The sequence below is a fragment of the Chryseobacterium vietnamense genome (genome assembly GCF_031454475.1).
GTDB classification, from domain to species: domain Bacteria; phylum Bacteroidota; class Bacteroidia; order Flavobacteriales; family Weeksellaceae; genus Chryseobacterium; species Chryseobacterium vietnamense.
Map to the genome: position 1 here is coordinate 112,100 of NZ_JAVDQX010000003.1, position 15,349 is coordinate 127,448.

Sequence of the window (15,349 nt, forward strand, 5' to 3'; positions counted from 1 at the left end):
GAGAACTTCAATTATGGAAAATAGCTGAATGAAATGCCCTTGCGGACGAAAATATACAGTAAGCTTATGTATTTTCCTTGCGATCATTAGCGTTTAAAATAAAAGAATTACTCTTCCAGATAAACAAGATGTCCTTCAAAATCATCATCCAGATTTTTCAGAACCTTAGCTTCATCCATTTTTTTGACTAATGCATCCACAAAGAAACTCTTTTCAAAAAATTGGCGATGAATTCCCGGAAGAATTTCCATGAAATAATCCATTCCGATTTTGTTATTATGGAGATCCATTTTGGTTTCCAACGGCTCATTCGGGAAAAGTTCTTCATGCATGTCTGTGATTCTTTTGCAAAAATCAAGTGCTTTTTTAGGAGAAGAAATTTTACAGCAGTACATCATAATAAAGCAGCACCACAGGGCATGTCTGAAAGCATTTCCGATTCCATTAGTGGAAGCTGTCTTAGGAAATTTTTTCTGTGCAATGGTAAATGCTTTTACGGTAGCATGGAAACTCATCAGGGCAAAAAGAGGATGGGGAAGGACAAGTGATAAAAGACGGATAATCTTTTTAAAACTCATACTTCTGATGGTATTGAAAAATATCTTAAAAGTCCTCATAAATAAAAATCTCTCCCTAATTAGAGAGAGATTGTATTGTTTTTGTTACAGATACTATGCTTTTACAGCTAATAAATTTACTGTTTTAGCTACAGTATCCTGAATTTCAGTTCTTTTTACGATGAAATCTACAAATCCTTTTTCCTGTAAGAATTCTGATGTCTGGAATCCTTCCGGCAAGTCTCTACCGATTGTTTCACGGATTACTCTTGGCCCAGCGAAACCGATCAGTGCTCCCGGCTCTGCCATGATGATATCAGCAGTCATAGCGAAAGAAGCAGTAATTCCACCGAATGTAGGGTCACAAAGGTAAGCGATGTATAAAAGACCTGCTTCAGAAAGCTGAGCTAATTTAGCCTGAACTTTTGCCAGCTGCATCAAAGAGTAAGTAGCCTCCTGCATTCTTGCTCCTCCGGACTGACAGATAATCATATACGGAAGTTTGTGTGCTATACAGTAATCTATTGCTCGTCTGATCTTTTCACCCATTACAGAACCCAAAGATCCACCGATGAAAGCAAAATCCATACAAGAAACTACCATTTCAGTTCCTTTTACAGTTCCTACAGCGTTTCTGATAGAGTCTGTAAGCTTTGTTTTAGCTTTTACTTCTTTCAAACGGTCTTTGTAAGGCTTTGTATCTTTGAAGTTTAAGATATCAATACTTTCAACATTAGCATCCAGTTCGGTAAATTTACCACCGTCAAAAAGGATGTCAAAAAATTCTGCACTTCCTATTCTTACATGGAATCCATCTTCAGGAGAAACATAGTTATTTCTCTTTAGTTCATCATGTTCCACTACTTTTCCGGATGGAGTCTGATGCCAAAGACCTTTGGGAACGTCTTTTTTCTCATCAGTAGAAGTGGTAATGTTTTTTGCTTTTCTTTTAAACCAGTCGAATGCCATTTTTGTTTGTATTAATGTATAAATGTAAAATGTACCAATGTAAATGTATTTTTATGAATACTTTTTACATTGATACAAATGTACAGTTCTTATTTTAAAGTATTTACGTTATTTAAATCTTCAAATGCTTTCACCAATCTTGTAGAGAATGTTTCCTCACCTTTTCTTACCCATACTCTAGGGTCGTAGAATTTCTTGTTAGGTTTTTCTTCTCCTTCAGGGTTTCCGATTTGAGCTCTTAAATAATCAATATTGTTTACCATATAATCTCTAACGCCTTCTGTGTAAGCAAACTGAAGGTCAGTATCAATATTCATTTTGATTACCCCATAGTCGATAGCTTCTCTGATCTCCTCTAAAGTAGATCCTGAACCTCCATGGAATACAAAGTTGATAGGTTTAGCAGCCGTTCCGAATTTCTCCTGAACATATTTCTGAGAATTGTCAAGAATTTTCGGTGTAAGAACTACGTTTCCTGGCTTGTAAACTCCGTGTACGTTACCGAAAGCAGCAGCAATGGTAAAGTTGTCAGAAATAGCTTTTAGTTTTTCATAAGTATAAGCTATATCTTCTGGTTGAGTATATAATTTGGAGTTATCAACGTCTGAGTTATCTACACCATCTTCTTCACCTCCTGTTACCCCGATTTCTACTTCAAGAGTCATCTGAAGCTTAGCCATTCTTTCGAAATACTGAGCTGAAATCTCAAGGTTTTCCTCCAAAGATTCTTCAGAAAGGTCTAACATGTGAGAAGAGTAAAGAGATTTTCCTGTCTGCTTGAAGAAATCTTCATTAGCATCCATCAATCCGTCAATCCAAGGAAGTAATTTCTTTGCACAGTGGTCTGTGTGTAGAATTACAGTTGCTCCGTAAGCTTCTGCAAGCGTGTGGATATGTTTGGCACCAGCAATAGATCCTAAGATGGCAGCCTTTTGTCCGTCATTGTTTAATCCCTTTCCTGCGTTGAATGCAGCTCCACCATTTGAAAACTGAATAATTACAGGAGAGTTCAATTTCGCTGCAGTTTCCATCACAGCGTTTACGTTGCTTGATCCAATTACGTTTACTGCAGGTAATGCAAACTTGTTTTCTTTAGCATACTGAAAGATATCGGTAACTAACTGACCTGTGGCAACTCCTGCCGGAAAAATTCTGCTCATGTTTTACTTTTTATTATAAATTTATTAGGTGTTTTAATTTCGTGTAAAGGTAATCATTTTTAAGAAATTACTAGTTTCTTTTATCTCTGCCCCAAAGGAGCTTCTGGCGGATGGTTTCATAGAAACTCAAACCGTTGGGCTGTACCAGAAGAAGCTGGAATTTTGCCTTTTTAATGATGATTTCCTTATCGGTTTCTATGTGGATCAGTCGGGAGTCTAGGGAAAGAGAGTATTGTGGTACACGGCTTTCCACCCTGAGTTTTATTTCTACTTTATCATTTACTACTAAAGGTCTCACATTCAGATTGTGGGGAGCGATAGGCGTAATGACAAAATTTTCGTTGTTGGGAGAAATGATTGGCCCACCACAGCTCAGAGAGTAAGCAGTAGAACCTGTTGGTGTTGAAATGATCACACCGTCACCCCAGAATACATTCAGAAACTCATCATTGATAAAAGAATCTACTGTAATCATCGATGTTGTTTCTTTTCGGGAAACAGTAACGTCGTTTAATGCATAAGGAAAGGCTCCTTCCAGTTTGGGTGAAACAACCTCAATTACTGAACGGCGGCTTGTTTTTACATCTCCTTTTAAGATAGAATCCAATTCTTTAAAGGCTTCTTCTTTTGTGAAAAAGGCTAAAAATCCAAGTCTTCCTGTATTGACCCCTACCACCGGAATTTCAAGATCCTCTATAAAGGTTAAAGAGTTTACAATCGTTCCGTCTCCACCGAAAGTGAAGAAAAGATCCACTTCTTTGTCCAGAAGGTCCTGTTTAGAGTTGAAAGTTTCGAATATTTTTGAAAACTGAAGTGCTTCAGCCATTTCATCATACAGAACAGATTTTACACCTCTTGCTTCAAGTTCAGAGATAAACTTGCTTAAATATAAAAAAGTATCAAGATCTTTTTTCTGAGAATATATGGCTGCCTTCATGTTATATTTCTATGAATTTTTGTAAAAAACCATAACGGTCTTTAAACAGGTCGGATTTCTCATCAGAATAGTATTTCTCAACAATTCTGTAATCGTACCGGTCAAATGTAGCGTCTATCGAGGCCAGGTTTTCATTACTGATTTTTATGGTGACCTGAACTACCTCCTCAGACATAAAGCTTATAAACCCTCCGTAAAACTTGGAATTGTTGCTTTCTACAATATTGGTAATTTCCGTCATTGAATATTTTCTGGCCGGAGTTTCTACGGTAAGAATAGCTCCTGTTTCTGAAAATAAAGGATAACGGGAAAGGTCCTGAAAAACATCTTCACAGGTAATGTACCCCAGATATTTTTCATTTTTATTAATCACAGGAATCACATTGGAGCTGAAAGTATAAAACAGACGGATGCTGTCCATAACGTTGTTATCCTCCAGAATCGCAAACCGCTCAATCTGGTGTTCCAGATCCTTCAGTGTTCCTCCATCTTCTTCATACAGAAAGTCCATTGCAATAGCTCCGTAGAAGTGGTGGGATTTTTTGATGAAAACATGAGAATATCCGAAATCCTCCAATATGTTTCTGGCCGACTCTATGGAGTCAGACAGGCTAAAACATGGAAAGTCTTTTGAGATATAGTCCTTGATAAACATTGTGCTAATTTATAAAAAATTAAACGAAACTTTTTCTGAAAACCCGACTTTTTTTAAGATGAAACAAAAAAAATGCCGTCAAAATTTGTTTGTAAAAAAAAATAAAGTACCTTTGTCGCCTTTCATTTTTACTTTTTATTAGATTTATTTCAAACTGCACTGTCTACTAAGGACATATGCAGTTTTTTTATTTTAATGCTTTTGCAAATTCCCACATCACAATTCCGGCGCATACACTTACATTAAGAGAATGCTTGGTTCCAAGCTGTGGAATTTCTAAAAATACATCAATATTGGGAAGTACTTCATCACTGATTCCTTCTACCTCGTTTCCTAAAATCAAGGCGTACTTTTTTGATCTGTCAATCGTAAAATCTGTGATAAGCTGGCTTCCTGTAGTCTGCTCAATTCCGATGATTTCGTATCCTTTGCTTTTCAAATCTGCAATAGCAGCGTTGGTTTCTGTTTCATGAGACCAGTCTACACTTTCTGTTGCTCCCAATGCCGCTTTATGAATCTCACGGTGAGGTGGCTGTGGTGTAATGCCACAAAGGATTATTTTTTCAATTAAAAAGGCATCTGCCGTTCTGAAGGCTGCACCTACATTGTGCATACTTCTGATATTATCTAAAATGATGACCAACGGAATTTTTTCAACCTTCTTAAATGTTTCTACATCTATTCTGTTTAGTTCTTCCAGTTTTAGTTTCTGTACCAATTGTATTATTTTGTTGAGATTAATTTTCCGTCTTTATAGACCTCTGTTTTTTCTATGCTTCCGTCTTCACGGTAATGCACTCTGTTGCCGTTTCTTTTATCGTTGGCAAGCTCAGTTTCACGCTGTAATTTTCCTGATGGATAAAATACTTTCCATTTCCCGGTAGCAAGCCCGTTATCATACTGACCAATATCTTTCAATGATTTTCCATCTTCATGGAAGGTTTTGCTTTCTCCCTGTAATTTATTGAATTTATAATTGGAAATTTCAGTTATTTTACCTGCCGGAGAATAGAATGTTGCGGTAAGACTATTGTCATAAATATTCTTTTCTCCATTTCTGAAAGCTTCTTTGGAAGTGAGAACTCCATTCTTATCAAAATAGGACCATTCTTTTACTTTGTATCCTTTTTTATATTCTCCTTTCGACTGCACTTTTCCGTTATCATAATAAAAAACAGCCTCACCATCCAGTTTCCCTTTTTTCCATTCTACTATATTTTTTACCTGGCCATTGTCATAAAATTCTCTGCAGGAGCCTTCCTGCAGCCCGTCCTTATATCCACAAGGTTTCTGTGCTGCAATCATAATAGAAGTGGAAAAAAACAATAGAAACATGTACTTCATAGCTATTTTTATTTCAAAAATAGTAAAATACTTATATTTGACTCAAAAATATACTATGAAAAAATTATTCACCTTATTTATATTAATATGGGGATTTATATCTCTGGAAGCACAAAACACCTATTACCCCCAAGCTTTTTTTGATAAAAAACTGGCAAGGGATATGCTTGGATTCGGAAACTCTACCATTGAAGGGCAGGCTTCTACCAAACAAAAAAACAACTGGGGCATCAAACCATTGCTTGGAGAAAAACATTATGCACCTAAAGGAACTGTTGTCATGCTTTTTCCCGTAACACCTTATTTTGAGGAGTTTTATAATATGAGAAAGAAATATGAAAATAAAAAAACAACAGTATATATGTCTGAAGAAGCTTTTAAATACAGAGTGGAAGCTTTAACTGATGATCACGGGAGGTTTAAATTTGAAAAACTGAAACCGGGTAAATATTATCTTGAAACTATTGTCAATTTTACTGCAACGGCAAGTTATCAGAAGCAGACAGGAACTTCAGATGCTTATAACGGCTATGGAGCTTATCTGTATTCTACTCCTATATACAGTACGTTTTTCTACGGATATTCTGCTGCCAACAGGGAAAGCAAATTTGTAGAGATAAAACAGGACGGCGAACTTAAAGAAATCAAGCTTTAGAAGCTTGATTTTTTATTTTCTGATCATAATCTGCTGTACATTTTTCTCAATATTCTGCGCTAAGGTTTCCATAGGAATATCGTTTTCATCATTATTGAACGGATCTTCAATTTCTTCTGCAATAAGTTCAAGACTCATCAAAACATAATAAACGAAAACGGTAAGCGGAATCATAAAAAGGCCGATCGTAATAACGTATGCAATCGGAAGTGCAAAGACATACAGAATAATAAACTTCTTGATGAAAGAAGAGTAGGAGTAAGGGATCGGTGTATTTTTAATTCTTTCACAACCTCCACATACATCCAGAAATCCTGAAAGCTGGGTGTCTAAGTACAGCATTTCAACTTCAGAAATTTTTCCTTCTTTTTTTAATTGATTCAGTTTATGGCTAAGCAGAATAACTATTTCACTTGGGCCATGGTTTTTTAAAGAGCTTTCTATTTCAGAATAATCTTCATCCAAAGCCAGCCTGGTAGATTCCTTAGAAAGATGTTTAGCTAAAAAGTGTGGAAAGTATTTTAAATACCTTGCTATTTGCTCAGCATCCTGACGGTTGTCTCCAAGAATCGTATTGATTTTTATCGCAAAGTTTCTCGTGTCGTTGACCAGTTTTCCCCAAAGTTTTCGTCCTTCCCACCAACGGTCATACGCAGTATTCGTTCTGAAAACCAGCAAAAGTGAAAGCACAAAACCCAGCAGAGAATGAATCATACCCACATTGCTCACTCCTGATTTTGTGGTAAGGTGCAGATACTCAACTTCCAGGTATTGAATTCCCCATGAGTACAATCCTACAAGAATCATACTTGGAAAAAGAATTTTTAAGGTGTCACTTTTGTGTAAACTGAACAGGATTTTAAGGAAATGTTTGGTGTTGTAGACTCTCATAAACGCTCTTATTACCACAAATATAAATTTTTCATCTGAGCTTTGCTAATGAGGTAAGGAAGTCTGAAGCCGGAAGAGGGAGGTTATGGGAGCCAAAGAAGTAGTAGGTTTGCAGACAAATATTAACTTCCAGCATCTATCTTCCAGCTTCCAGCCTTTTTAATCTTAATTTTCTCAGATTTCAAAAAAACACTATTTTTATTTCGCATTAAATACAAAGTACATGATCCTCGAAAACGTAGATATTGTAGATGATATCAGTAAAGAAGATTTTCAGAAAAACTATTTTAAAAAGCAGAAACCTCTTTTGATTAAGAATTTTGCCAGTCGATGGGACGCTTTTGACAAATGGAATCTTGCCTATATCAAAGAGAAGGCAGGAGATCAGGAGGTTCCGTTGTATGATAACAAACCTGCAGATGCGGCAAAAAGTTCTGACGCGCCGGTTACCCATATGAAAATGAAGGACTATATTGATACCATCAAAAGCAGACCTTCAGATTTGCGAATCTTTTTTTATATCATCACAGACAGGCTTCCCGAGCTTCTTAAAAACTTCACCTATCCTGATCTGGGAATAAAGTTCTTCAAAAGACTGCCGACTTTATTCTTTGGAGGAAGTGAAGCCCATGTTTTAATGCATTATGATGTGGATCTGGGTGATTTTATGCATGTTCATTTTGAAGGAAAGAAAAGAATTCTGCTGTTTGACCAGAAGCAGTCTCCGTTTTTGTATAAAGTTCCTTTGTCCGTTCATACCGTTTACGAGGTCGATTATGAAAATCCGGATTACGAAAAGTTTCCGGCATTGAAATATGCCAAAGGATACGAAATTTTTATGGAGCATGGTGATGCTCTCTTTATTCCGGGAGCTTTCTGGCACTTCAACAGATATCTGGAGCCCGGTTTTTCACTTTCATTAAGAGCGCTTCCGAATAAGCCGAATGTATTTGCCAATATGCTGTATCATGTTTTCATCATGAGGTATACGGATAAACTGATGCGAAAACTTTTCAAAGCAAAATGGGTGAATTATAAGCAGAAATGGGCCTATAAGAAAAGTTCCGAGGCTTTGGAAAAACACCTTTCAAAAAAATAAACATTATACATTTGATAATTTTAACGCATTCAGCGCAATGTTTAGGGATAGCTGCTGATAAAGGTTCGCAAGGGCGTTTCACTCAGCGGGGAAAGTACTTCAATTGCTAAATGAAATGCCCTTGCGAACGAAAATCAGAAGCATCAATATCAATTTTCTTTGCTTCTTAGCGTTAGATTTAGATCAATTTATTTATTGATAAGCCCGAATATCATTGCGTCTACGAATTTTCCCTTTTCAAAAAAATAATCTTTCAACGTTCCTTCTTTACTGAAATTTAAAGAAGATAAAAGTCTTTCAGAAGAAATATTGGAAGGATCTATGAAAGCATCTACACGATGAAGCCTCATGGTTTCAAATCCATAGGTTAAAATAGGAAGAATAGCTTCTTTCATATAAGACTGCTGCCAGAATTTTGGATTGAGCTCATAGCCGACCTCTGCCCTGAAATGTTCCCTGTACCAGTTGTGGTAGCCACAGGTTCCAATGACTTTTCCGTTGGATTTCAGTTCCAGAGCCCATCTGAAGCCTTTGCCTTTTTCGAACTCACTGTTAAAATGCCGGATGATGCGACGGGAGTCGTCTTCCGTCTTGAAGGGAGTAAGATCATAATATTCCATAACTTCATCCAGAGAAAAGTATTCAAATAAGTCTTGGGTATCATTAAAAGTAAGCTGGCGCAAAATAAGTCTTTCAGTCTCTAAAACAGGAAATTCCATGAATAATGTGATTTGATGGGTGAAAATACGATTAATTAGTGATAAAGAAAAACATAGAAGATTAACCCGCAAACAATTCTCTTACCCTGAATTTATTTTTCTAAATTTGGGGCTCATTTTTTACTATGGCAAAAACGAAGAAGGAAACTCCACTAATGACTCAGTACAATACCATCAAGGGTAAATACCCGGATGCGCTTTTACTTTTCAGAGTAGGGGATTTTTATGAAACTTTTGGGCAGGATGCCGTGAGAACATCCCAGATTCTGGGTATTGTCCTTACCAAAAGAAACAATGGAGAAGGCAGCGTAGAGCTTGCAGGATTCCCACATCACTCAATAGATTCTTATCTTCCCAAACTGGTAAGAGCAGGAATGAGGGTGGCTATCTGTGATCAGCTGGAAGATCCGAAAATGGTGAAGGGAATTGTGAAACGTGGTGTTACTGAGTTGGTTACTCCAGGAGTTACCTTTAATGATCAGGTTTTAAATTCCAAAAAAAATAACTTCCTTCTTTCATTGCATAAAGAAAAAGAGAAGTACGGAATTGCCTTAGTAGACATCTCCACAGGAGAGTTTCTGGTAAGTGAAGGAAACCTGGAAAAGCTTTTGCACATTATTAATACCTTTGATCCGAGTGAGATTATTTTCCAGAGAAGTACTCAGATTCCGGAACAGATCAAAAATAAAAATGCCTTTAAGCTTGAAGACTGGGCTTTCCAATATAATTTTGCCTACGAAAAATTAACCAATCACTTTAAAACCAATTCTTTAAAAGGTTTTGGAGTGGAAAACCTTCAGCTGGCCATTACAGCTGCAGGTGCTATTTTTGCCTATCTGGTAGAAGATACTCATCATAATCTGCTTGCCCATATTACAAAACTGCAGATTATTCCACAGGAAGATTATCTGATGATGGATAATTTTACCCTGAGAAACCTGGAAATTGTTTATCCAAGTAATCCTCAGGGAAAATCTCTGCTGGATATCATTGATAAAACGTCTACTCCAATGGGTGGAAGATTACTGAGAAGAAGAATCATTCTTCCTTTAAAATCTGTGGATGAGATTATGAGAAGACTCTCTCTGATTGATTTTTTAAACGAAAATGATGCGCTGAAATACGAAATCTGCCAGCTTTTGAAATCCATTTCTGATCTTGACAGATTGATGGGAAAACTGGCTGCAGAGAAAATTTCACCTAAAGAACTGGGGTATTTGCGTCAAAGTTTAATTAATATTCATAAAATCAAAGCTTTATTACATCCTCATGCCGATGTGCTGTCGTGGTTAGAGCCTTTATTTGATCTGGATGAACTGATTACATATTTGCAAAATCACCTTAATGAAGAACTGCCGGTAAGTATTGCGAAAGGGAATATCATTAAAGAAGGCGTTTCCGAAGAACTGGACAGATTAAGAAATCTTCAGAGCAAAGGACGTGGTTTCCTGGATGAAATGTGCCAGAGAGAGATTGAAAGAACTGGAATTACCAGCCTTAAAATTGATTTTAACAACGTTTTCGGATATTATATAGAGGTCCGAAATACCCATAAAGATAAAGTTCCGGATGACTGGGTAAGAAAACAGACCCTGGTAAATGCTGAAAGATACATTACCGAAGAGCTGAAGGAATACGAAAACCAGATCCTGGGTGCCGAAGAAAAAATAGGCGTTCTGGAAACTTCATTATATAGAAATGTATGTGGGGAAACGATGGTTTATATTGATCAGATTCAAGGAAATTCCAATATCATTGCCCAGCTTGATGTGGCTGCAGGACTATCCGAACTGGCTGTATCTGAAAGTTATACAAAACCTGTTTTGAATGACGGCTATGCCATTGATTTAAAAGAAGCCAGACACCCGATTATTGAAAATGCTCTTCCACTGGGAGAAAAATATATCCCGAATGATATCTTTCTGGATAAAGATTCCCAGCAGATTATCATGGTAACTGGACCCAATATGGCCGGTAAATCGGCAATTCTGCGTCAAACGGCCATTGTATGTCTTTTGGCCCAGATTGGAAGTTTTGTGCCTGCAAAACATGCAGAAATCGGAATGCTTGATAAAATATTTACAAGGGTAGGAGCTACCGACAATATTTCTGCCGGAGAATCTACTTTCATGGTAGAAATGAACGAGGCGGCCAATATTCTGAATAATATTTCCGAGCGAAGCCTGATTTTACTGGATGAAATCGGCCGTGGAACCTCCACTTATGATGGAGTTTCTATTGCATGGGCTATTGCTGAATATCTTCATCAGCATCCTACACAGGCTAAAACGCTATTTGCAACGCACTATCATGAGCTGAATGAAATGACCGTTAATTTCGAAAGGGTGAAAAATTTCCATGTTTCTATTCAGGAAAACAAAGGAAATATCATTTTCCTGAGAAAACTGATTCCGGGGGGAAGTGAACACAGTTTTGGTATTCATGTGGCAAAACTGGCCGGAATGCCTGCCAAAGTGGTGAACAGAGCCAATGAAATCCTTAAGACTCTTGAAGCTAGCAGAACACAAGAAACAGGAAGTACCTCTGAGAGTATTAAAAGGGTGACAGAAGAAAATATGCAGCTTTCTTTCTTCCAGCTTGATGATCCTGTTCTGGAGAATATTCGTGAGGAGCTGACGAAAATAGATATCAATACATTGACACCTATTGAGGCTTTAATGAAGCTCAATGCCATAAAAAAAATGATTGGAGGGTAATCCAATCATTTTTTTAATAATGTTAAAAGTCTGTTTAGCAGCAGTAGCCGTCATTACCTCTAGGACCGATAATAAGGAAGTGACTGACTCCTCTTAGTTTGCATAGCCCTTCAGCGCAGGCAGCTGCCCCTCCGTTAATTTCCTTGAGTTCAGCTTTGTTGAGTTTTCTTGTTTTCAGGTTTGAATTTTTCATATTCCTTGTTTAAGTGTTACAAACTTGATTAACAACAAAATCCATCCTGCATACCCGGAACTCCATATCGGTCTTCACCCGTATGAGGATCTGTACAGCTTATTACTCTTGGGCATACTGGTCTGTTTGCACCACCGCTGATCTCTTTCAGCTCCATTTTACTCAATTTTCTTTTCTGATTTTTTGAATTTTTCATAATAATTTTAATTTGGTAAAAGCTAATTTACAAGATATTTTATTATGTTCAAAATATTGTGAGTCAAATTGTTAACTTTTTTAGGAGGAGAATCTATTTTATAAAAAAAGATTGAGGGTGGCCTCAATCCTTATTTATCTAACAAAGTTTATGGGATACTAACAGCAATAGCCATTTTTATCACCAGCACCAAGCTGCCATTCTTCAAATTCGCCTCTGCGGCAGAATCCGTCCCAGCATACTCTGCCGCTTCCTGTGATTTCCTTTAACTCACTTTTCGTCAGTTTTCTTTTTTGAATGTTTGATTTTTTCATGATGATTTGGTTTTGGTTATTGTTTTAAGTGTATTTGATTAGCAGCAAAATCCGGTGCTGTCTAAAGGTCCTATGGTATATTCATCATCTGTTCCTCTTACCCTGCAAAGGCCTTCCCAGCATATTCCAGGTCCATTTCCTCCCGTGATATTTTTTAATGCCTTTTTACTCAGTTTTTTCAGATTTTTTAATTTTTTCATGATATTTTAGTTTGATTCAACTCAAATATATAAAAATCATCTATATAATTCTATTGCTTGTGAAAAAATTAACATATATGCAAAAAAAAGAGCCTTAGCGGCTCTCTTTATTATAAATGATTGTACTCATAAGTAATCAATTCACTATTCGTTATCCCCGTTCCTGTCTTATTATAATACGTTTTGACACTTTTGGTAGGGTATCCACTGTTATTGTATTCGTAGGTGGATTTAAAGATTCCCCATTCGCCGCTTCCAGCTCCATCGTTATAATTAAGGACATGGTTGTAGCTTTCGATATTGTGTACAGATCCGTTTTCGTCTTCGCTATCAATAATTTTTAAAAACCCTGTTATATTTTTAAAAGGAATATTCTTGGTATCATACACGATAGGTTGTAAAGTACCTGTAGCACTATGAAAACCACCTGCATTATTGGGTACTGATGCGGTTTCTGTCCAGCTGTTAAGTGAGCCGTCAGCATTTAACGTTGCTGTTTTGCTGCCTGTTCTTATGGCTGAGGATCCGGTAAAGCTTGCAGTATAAGTGATTTTCACACTATTACTGGAAAGATAGTTATAATTGGTTTCCACTGTAGAAGTCGTTCCGGAAGACAGGGAAGTCTCACTATATATTTTTTTGCTTAATCTGCTGCTTCCATCGTAACTATATGTCGTTTTATAACTTTTGCTTAAACCGGTAGTTATCTGTTGAGTAATGAGATCTCCGGAATAACTGAAGAGGGTAATTTCACCATTGGTGATATTTTTAATCTGGGAAATTTTAGAGCCACTGTAAGTATAGGTTGAGGTCTCTCCGTCAGAAACCATTTTTGTTACCAGAACCGGGCTGTTATTATTAGTATTCGTATTTCCACTGTTGTTAGACGAAGTATCATCATCGCTACTGCTTGTGCATGATGCCAAAAAGAAAATTGGCAGAAGTAAATAAGATTTTTTCATGGTTTTGATTTAAGTTGCAAAAATATCAAAAAAATAAATCAATGGACAAATAAATAGTTTGTTTGTAAGAGATTTAGTGATTAGATGAATTTTATTTTTGTATATTGTTGTATTGTAGTTGTTTATATTTTAATAGTGAAAAACATAATAAAAATATCAACCCTGTTTTTGTTCTGTACGGTTTTTAAAGCCCAGCAGACAGAAGTTTCTGTAGTAAAATATGAAGATCTGGAGAAGAGAATTCAGCAGGAAAAAGATAAATTGCTTGTGGTCAACTTCTGGTCCACAACCTGTGTCCCATGCGTAAAAGAACTTCCTCATTTTATGGAAGTAAATAATAAATATGCAGATAATGAGAAGTATAAGATGATTCTGGTCTCGTTGGACAGACTGGCGGATCAAGAAAGGGTATTGAAATTCATTAAAAATAAAAACCTGACTGCAGAGGTCCTTCTGTTGCATGATATTAAAAGAATGAATACCTGGATTCCAAGATTTGAAAAAGATTGGGATGGAAATATTCCGGTAACATTGTTTTACAAAAACGGATCAAAAATTCATTTCAATGACGGTGAAATGAGCAAAGAAGATCTGGAAAAAGAAATTAAAGAAAACCTGCAATAAATAATTGATTATGAAAAACTTTAAAATTATAATGACCGCCTTGATCGTTGGGCTGGGATTATTAAGCTTTACAGCAAAAGACCAGGATAAAAATACCAATCAGAAGGAGAATGTTCCCGTTGTAAAAGGCTATGAAGTAGGAGATGAAGCTGCGGATTTTAAACTTAAAAATATCGATGGGAAAATGGTTTCCCTGAGTGATTTTAAAAGCGCGAAAGGATTCATTGTTATATTTACCTGCAACCATTGTCCTTACGCAAAGAAATACGAAGACAGAATTATTGAGCTGGATAAAAAATACAAAGCTCAGGGGTATCCGGTAATTGCCATTAACCCTAACGATCCTAATGTACAGCCGGAAGACGGCTATCAGCAGATGATTGAAAGAGCAAAACAGAAAGGATTCACCTTTCCTTATCTGGTAGATGACGGACAGAAAATTTATCCGCAGTATGGCGCCACAAAAACGCCTCATGTTTTTGTGCTGAAAAAAGAAAATGGAAAGAATATCGTAAAATATATTGGTGCGATCGACAATAATTATGATAACCCGAATGATGTGTCGGAATATTATGCTCAGGATGCGGTAAATGCTCTGCTCAAGGGAGAACCGGTAAAAATGACTAAATCGGTAGCCATTGGATGTACAATCAAAGTAAAGAAATAATATATTTGTCTGTATAAAATAAAATCGGTGTTCTTTGATACCGATTTTTTATGCCTTAAACCCAATTTTGAAATGAAATTCCAATTCAGCCTGAAATATTTTTTTCTGACCATCCTTATTTTTCTTGCAGAAGTGCTGATCGCCACCAAACTCAGTGATATTTTCTTTGTGAGAGCTTACCTTGGTGACGTTATTGTGGTCATGCTTCTTTATACTTTTGTAAAGAGTTTTATAAAAGTAAATGATCAGAAACTGATTTTTGGAATTCTGATTTTTTCATTGATGGTGGAATTTGCACAATATTTCAATATTGCAGAAAAATTAGGCTTCCGTCCAGGAAGCCTGATGTATATTGTCATTGGAAATTCTTTCTCATGGATTGATAACCTTTGCTATGCCGTAGGCTGTTTGATTCTCTATATTATCGTAAAAACAACGAAGAATGAAAACCTAACCTCAGCATCTAATTCTTAGTCTCTGCAAATCAATA

Annotated in this window: 20 protein-coding genes; 6 read left to right on the plus strand and 14 right to left on the minus strand. The window is 36.5% G+C overall.

Translation table 11 applies throughout. The features are described from left to right. Positions 1 to 107: 107 nt before the first annotated feature. The 7 genes from J2786_RS14600 to J2786_RS14630 all read right to left on the minus strand — a co-directional run bounded on the left by J2786_RS14600 (position 108) and on the right by J2786_RS14630 (position 5,613). The gene (locus J2786_RS14600) at positions 108 to 617 is read right to left on the minus strand and encodes a DUF6973 domain-containing protein (RefSeq protein ID WP_047426593.1); all 510 of its coding nucleotides are present in this window, start codon (positions 615 to 617) and stop codon (positions 108 to 110) included. A gap of 54 nt (positions 618 to 671) precedes the next feature. Next, complete coding sequence (gene accD, locus J2786_RS14605; RefSeq protein WP_047426596.1) at positions 672 to 1,526, minus strand: acetyl-CoA carboxylase, carboxyltransferase subunit beta; 855 nt, start codon at positions 1,524 to 1,526, stop codon at positions 672 to 674. Between the two features lie 89 nt (positions 1,527 to 1,615). Further along, entirely contained in the window at positions 1,616 to 2,686 is a 1,071-nt protein-coding gene (fbaA, locus tag J2786_RS14610) for a class II fructose-bisphosphate aldolase (RefSeq protein WP_047422087.1), read from the minus strand. 70 nt (positions 2,687 to 2,756) lie between these two features. Then, the gene (locus J2786_RS14615; RefSeq protein ID WP_047426600.1) at positions 2,757 to 3,623 is read right to left on the minus strand and encodes an NAD kinase; all 867 of its coding nucleotides are present in this window, start codon (positions 3,621 to 3,623) and stop codon (positions 2,757 to 2,759) included. A 1-nt stretch (position 3,624) separates the two neighbouring features. Beyond that, positions 3,625 to 4,278: a CBS domain-containing protein gene (locus J2786_RS14620; RefSeq protein ID WP_047426603.1), complete on the minus strand. Its 654-nt coding sequence runs from the start codon at positions 4,276 to 4,278 to the stop codon at positions 3,625 to 3,627. A 187-nt stretch (positions 4,279 to 4,465) separates the two neighbouring features. Then, on the minus strand, positions 4,466 to 4,996 hold the full coding sequence (locus J2786_RS14625; protein WP_047426605.1) for an RNA methyltransferase: 531 nt from the start codon (positions 4,994 to 4,996) through the stop codon (positions 4,466 to 4,468). Positions 4,997 to 5,001: 5 nt separating this feature from the next. Further along, the gene (locus J2786_RS14630) at positions 5,002 to 5,613 is read right to left on the minus strand and encodes a toxin-antitoxin system YwqK family antitoxin (RefSeq protein WP_310025709.1); all 612 of its coding nucleotides are present in this window, start codon (positions 5,611 to 5,613) and stop codon (positions 5,002 to 5,004) included. A gap of 64 nt (positions 5,614 to 5,677) precedes the next feature. Between J2786_RS14630 and J2786_RS14635 the strand changes: the two genes are divergently transcribed. Next, complete coding sequence (locus J2786_RS14635; protein WP_047426611.1) at positions 5,678 to 6,277, plus strand: hypothetical protein; 600 nt, start codon at positions 5,678 to 5,680, stop codon at positions 6,275 to 6,277. Between the two features lie 12 nt (positions 6,278 to 6,289). Here the strand turns inward: J2786_RS14635 and J2786_RS14640 are convergent, their stop codons facing one another. Then, positions 6,290 to 7,168 (minus strand): bestrophin family protein, encoded by an 879-nt coding sequence (locus tag J2786_RS14640; RefSeq protein ID WP_047426614.1) that lies wholly within the window; start codon positions 7,166 to 7,168, stop codon positions 6,290 to 6,292. Between the two features lie 223 nt (positions 7,169 to 7,391). Here J2786_RS14640 and J2786_RS14645 point away from each other — a divergent pair, with 223 nt between their 5' ends. Then, complete coding sequence (locus J2786_RS14645; RefSeq protein ID WP_047426617.1) at positions 7,392 to 8,267, plus strand: cupin-like domain-containing protein; 876 nt, start codon at positions 7,392 to 7,394, stop codon at positions 8,265 to 8,267. Between the two features lie 188 nt (positions 8,268 to 8,455). On the opposite strand, the gene J2786_RS14650 is transcribed toward J2786_RS14645, so the two are convergent. Then, positions 8,456 to 8,986 carry a GNAT family N-acetyltransferase gene (locus J2786_RS14650; protein WP_047426620.1) on the minus strand — a complete coding sequence of 177 codons (531 nt, stop codon included), beginning with the start codon at positions 8,984 to 8,986 and terminating at the stop codon, positions 8,456 to 8,458. 125 nt (positions 8,987 to 9,111) lie between these two features. Between J2786_RS14650 and mutS the strand changes: the two genes are divergently transcribed. Then, entirely contained in the window at positions 9,112 to 11,703 is a 2,592-nt protein-coding gene (gene mutS, locus J2786_RS14655; RefSeq protein WP_047426622.1) for a DNA mismatch repair protein MutS, read from the plus strand. Positions 11,704 to 11,737: 34 nt separating this feature from the next. On the opposite strand, the gene J2786_RS14660 is transcribed toward mutS, so the two are convergent. From J2786_RS14660 to J2786_RS14680, 5 genes are all read right to left on the minus strand, one after another. After that, positions 11,738 to 11,896 (minus strand): hypothetical protein, encoded by a 159-nt coding sequence (locus J2786_RS14660; protein WP_167497881.1) that lies wholly within the window; start codon positions 11,894 to 11,896, stop codon positions 11,738 to 11,740. Positions 11,897 to 11,924: 28 nt separating this feature from the next. After that, positions 11,925 to 12,092 (minus strand): hypothetical protein, encoded by a 168-nt coding sequence (locus tag J2786_RS14665; RefSeq protein ID WP_156121298.1) that lies wholly within the window; start codon positions 12,090 to 12,092, stop codon positions 11,925 to 11,927. 158 nt (positions 12,093 to 12,250) lie between these two features. Next, positions 12,251 to 12,406 carry a hypothetical protein gene (locus J2786_RS14670; protein ID WP_156106405.1) on the minus strand — a complete coding sequence of 52 codons (156 nt, stop codon included), beginning with the start codon at positions 12,404 to 12,406 and terminating at the stop codon, positions 12,251 to 12,253. Positions 12,407 to 12,444: 38 nt separating this feature from the next. Further along, positions 12,445 to 12,606: a bacteriocin-like protein gene (locus J2786_RS14675; RefSeq protein WP_156121300.1), complete on the minus strand. Its 162-nt coding sequence runs from the start codon at positions 12,604 to 12,606 to the stop codon at positions 12,445 to 12,447. A 110-nt stretch (positions 12,607 to 12,716) separates the two neighbouring features. Further along, a complete protein-coding gene (locus tag J2786_RS14680) occupies positions 12,717 to 13,568 on the minus strand; it encodes a hypothetical protein (RefSeq protein ID WP_047426624.1) in 852 nt (283 codons plus the stop codon). 135 nt (positions 13,569 to 13,703) lie between these two features. On the opposite strand from J2786_RS14680, the gene J2786_RS14685 reads away from it, so the two are divergent. The 3 genes from J2786_RS14685 to J2786_RS14695 all read left to right on the plus strand — a co-directional run bounded on the left by J2786_RS14685 (position 13,704) and on the right by J2786_RS14695 (position 15,333). Continuing rightward, on the plus strand, positions 13,704 to 14,192 hold the full coding sequence (locus J2786_RS14685) for a TlpA family protein disulfide reductase (RefSeq protein WP_052186816.1): 489 nt from the start codon (positions 13,704 to 13,706) through the stop codon (positions 14,190 to 14,192). A gap of 10 nt (positions 14,193 to 14,202) precedes the next feature. Beyond that, on the plus strand, positions 14,203 to 14,859 hold the full coding sequence (locus J2786_RS14690) for a thioredoxin family protein (protein ID WP_047426627.1): 657 nt from the start codon (positions 14,203 to 14,205) through the stop codon (positions 14,857 to 14,859). A gap of 72 nt (positions 14,860 to 14,931) precedes the next feature. Then, positions 14,932 to 15,333 carry a ribosomal maturation YjgA family protein gene (locus J2786_RS14695; protein WP_047426643.1) on the plus strand — a complete coding sequence of 134 codons (402 nt, stop codon included), beginning with the start codon at positions 14,932 to 14,934 and terminating at the stop codon, positions 15,331 to 15,333. Positions 15,334 to 15,349 lie beyond the last annotated feature (16 nt).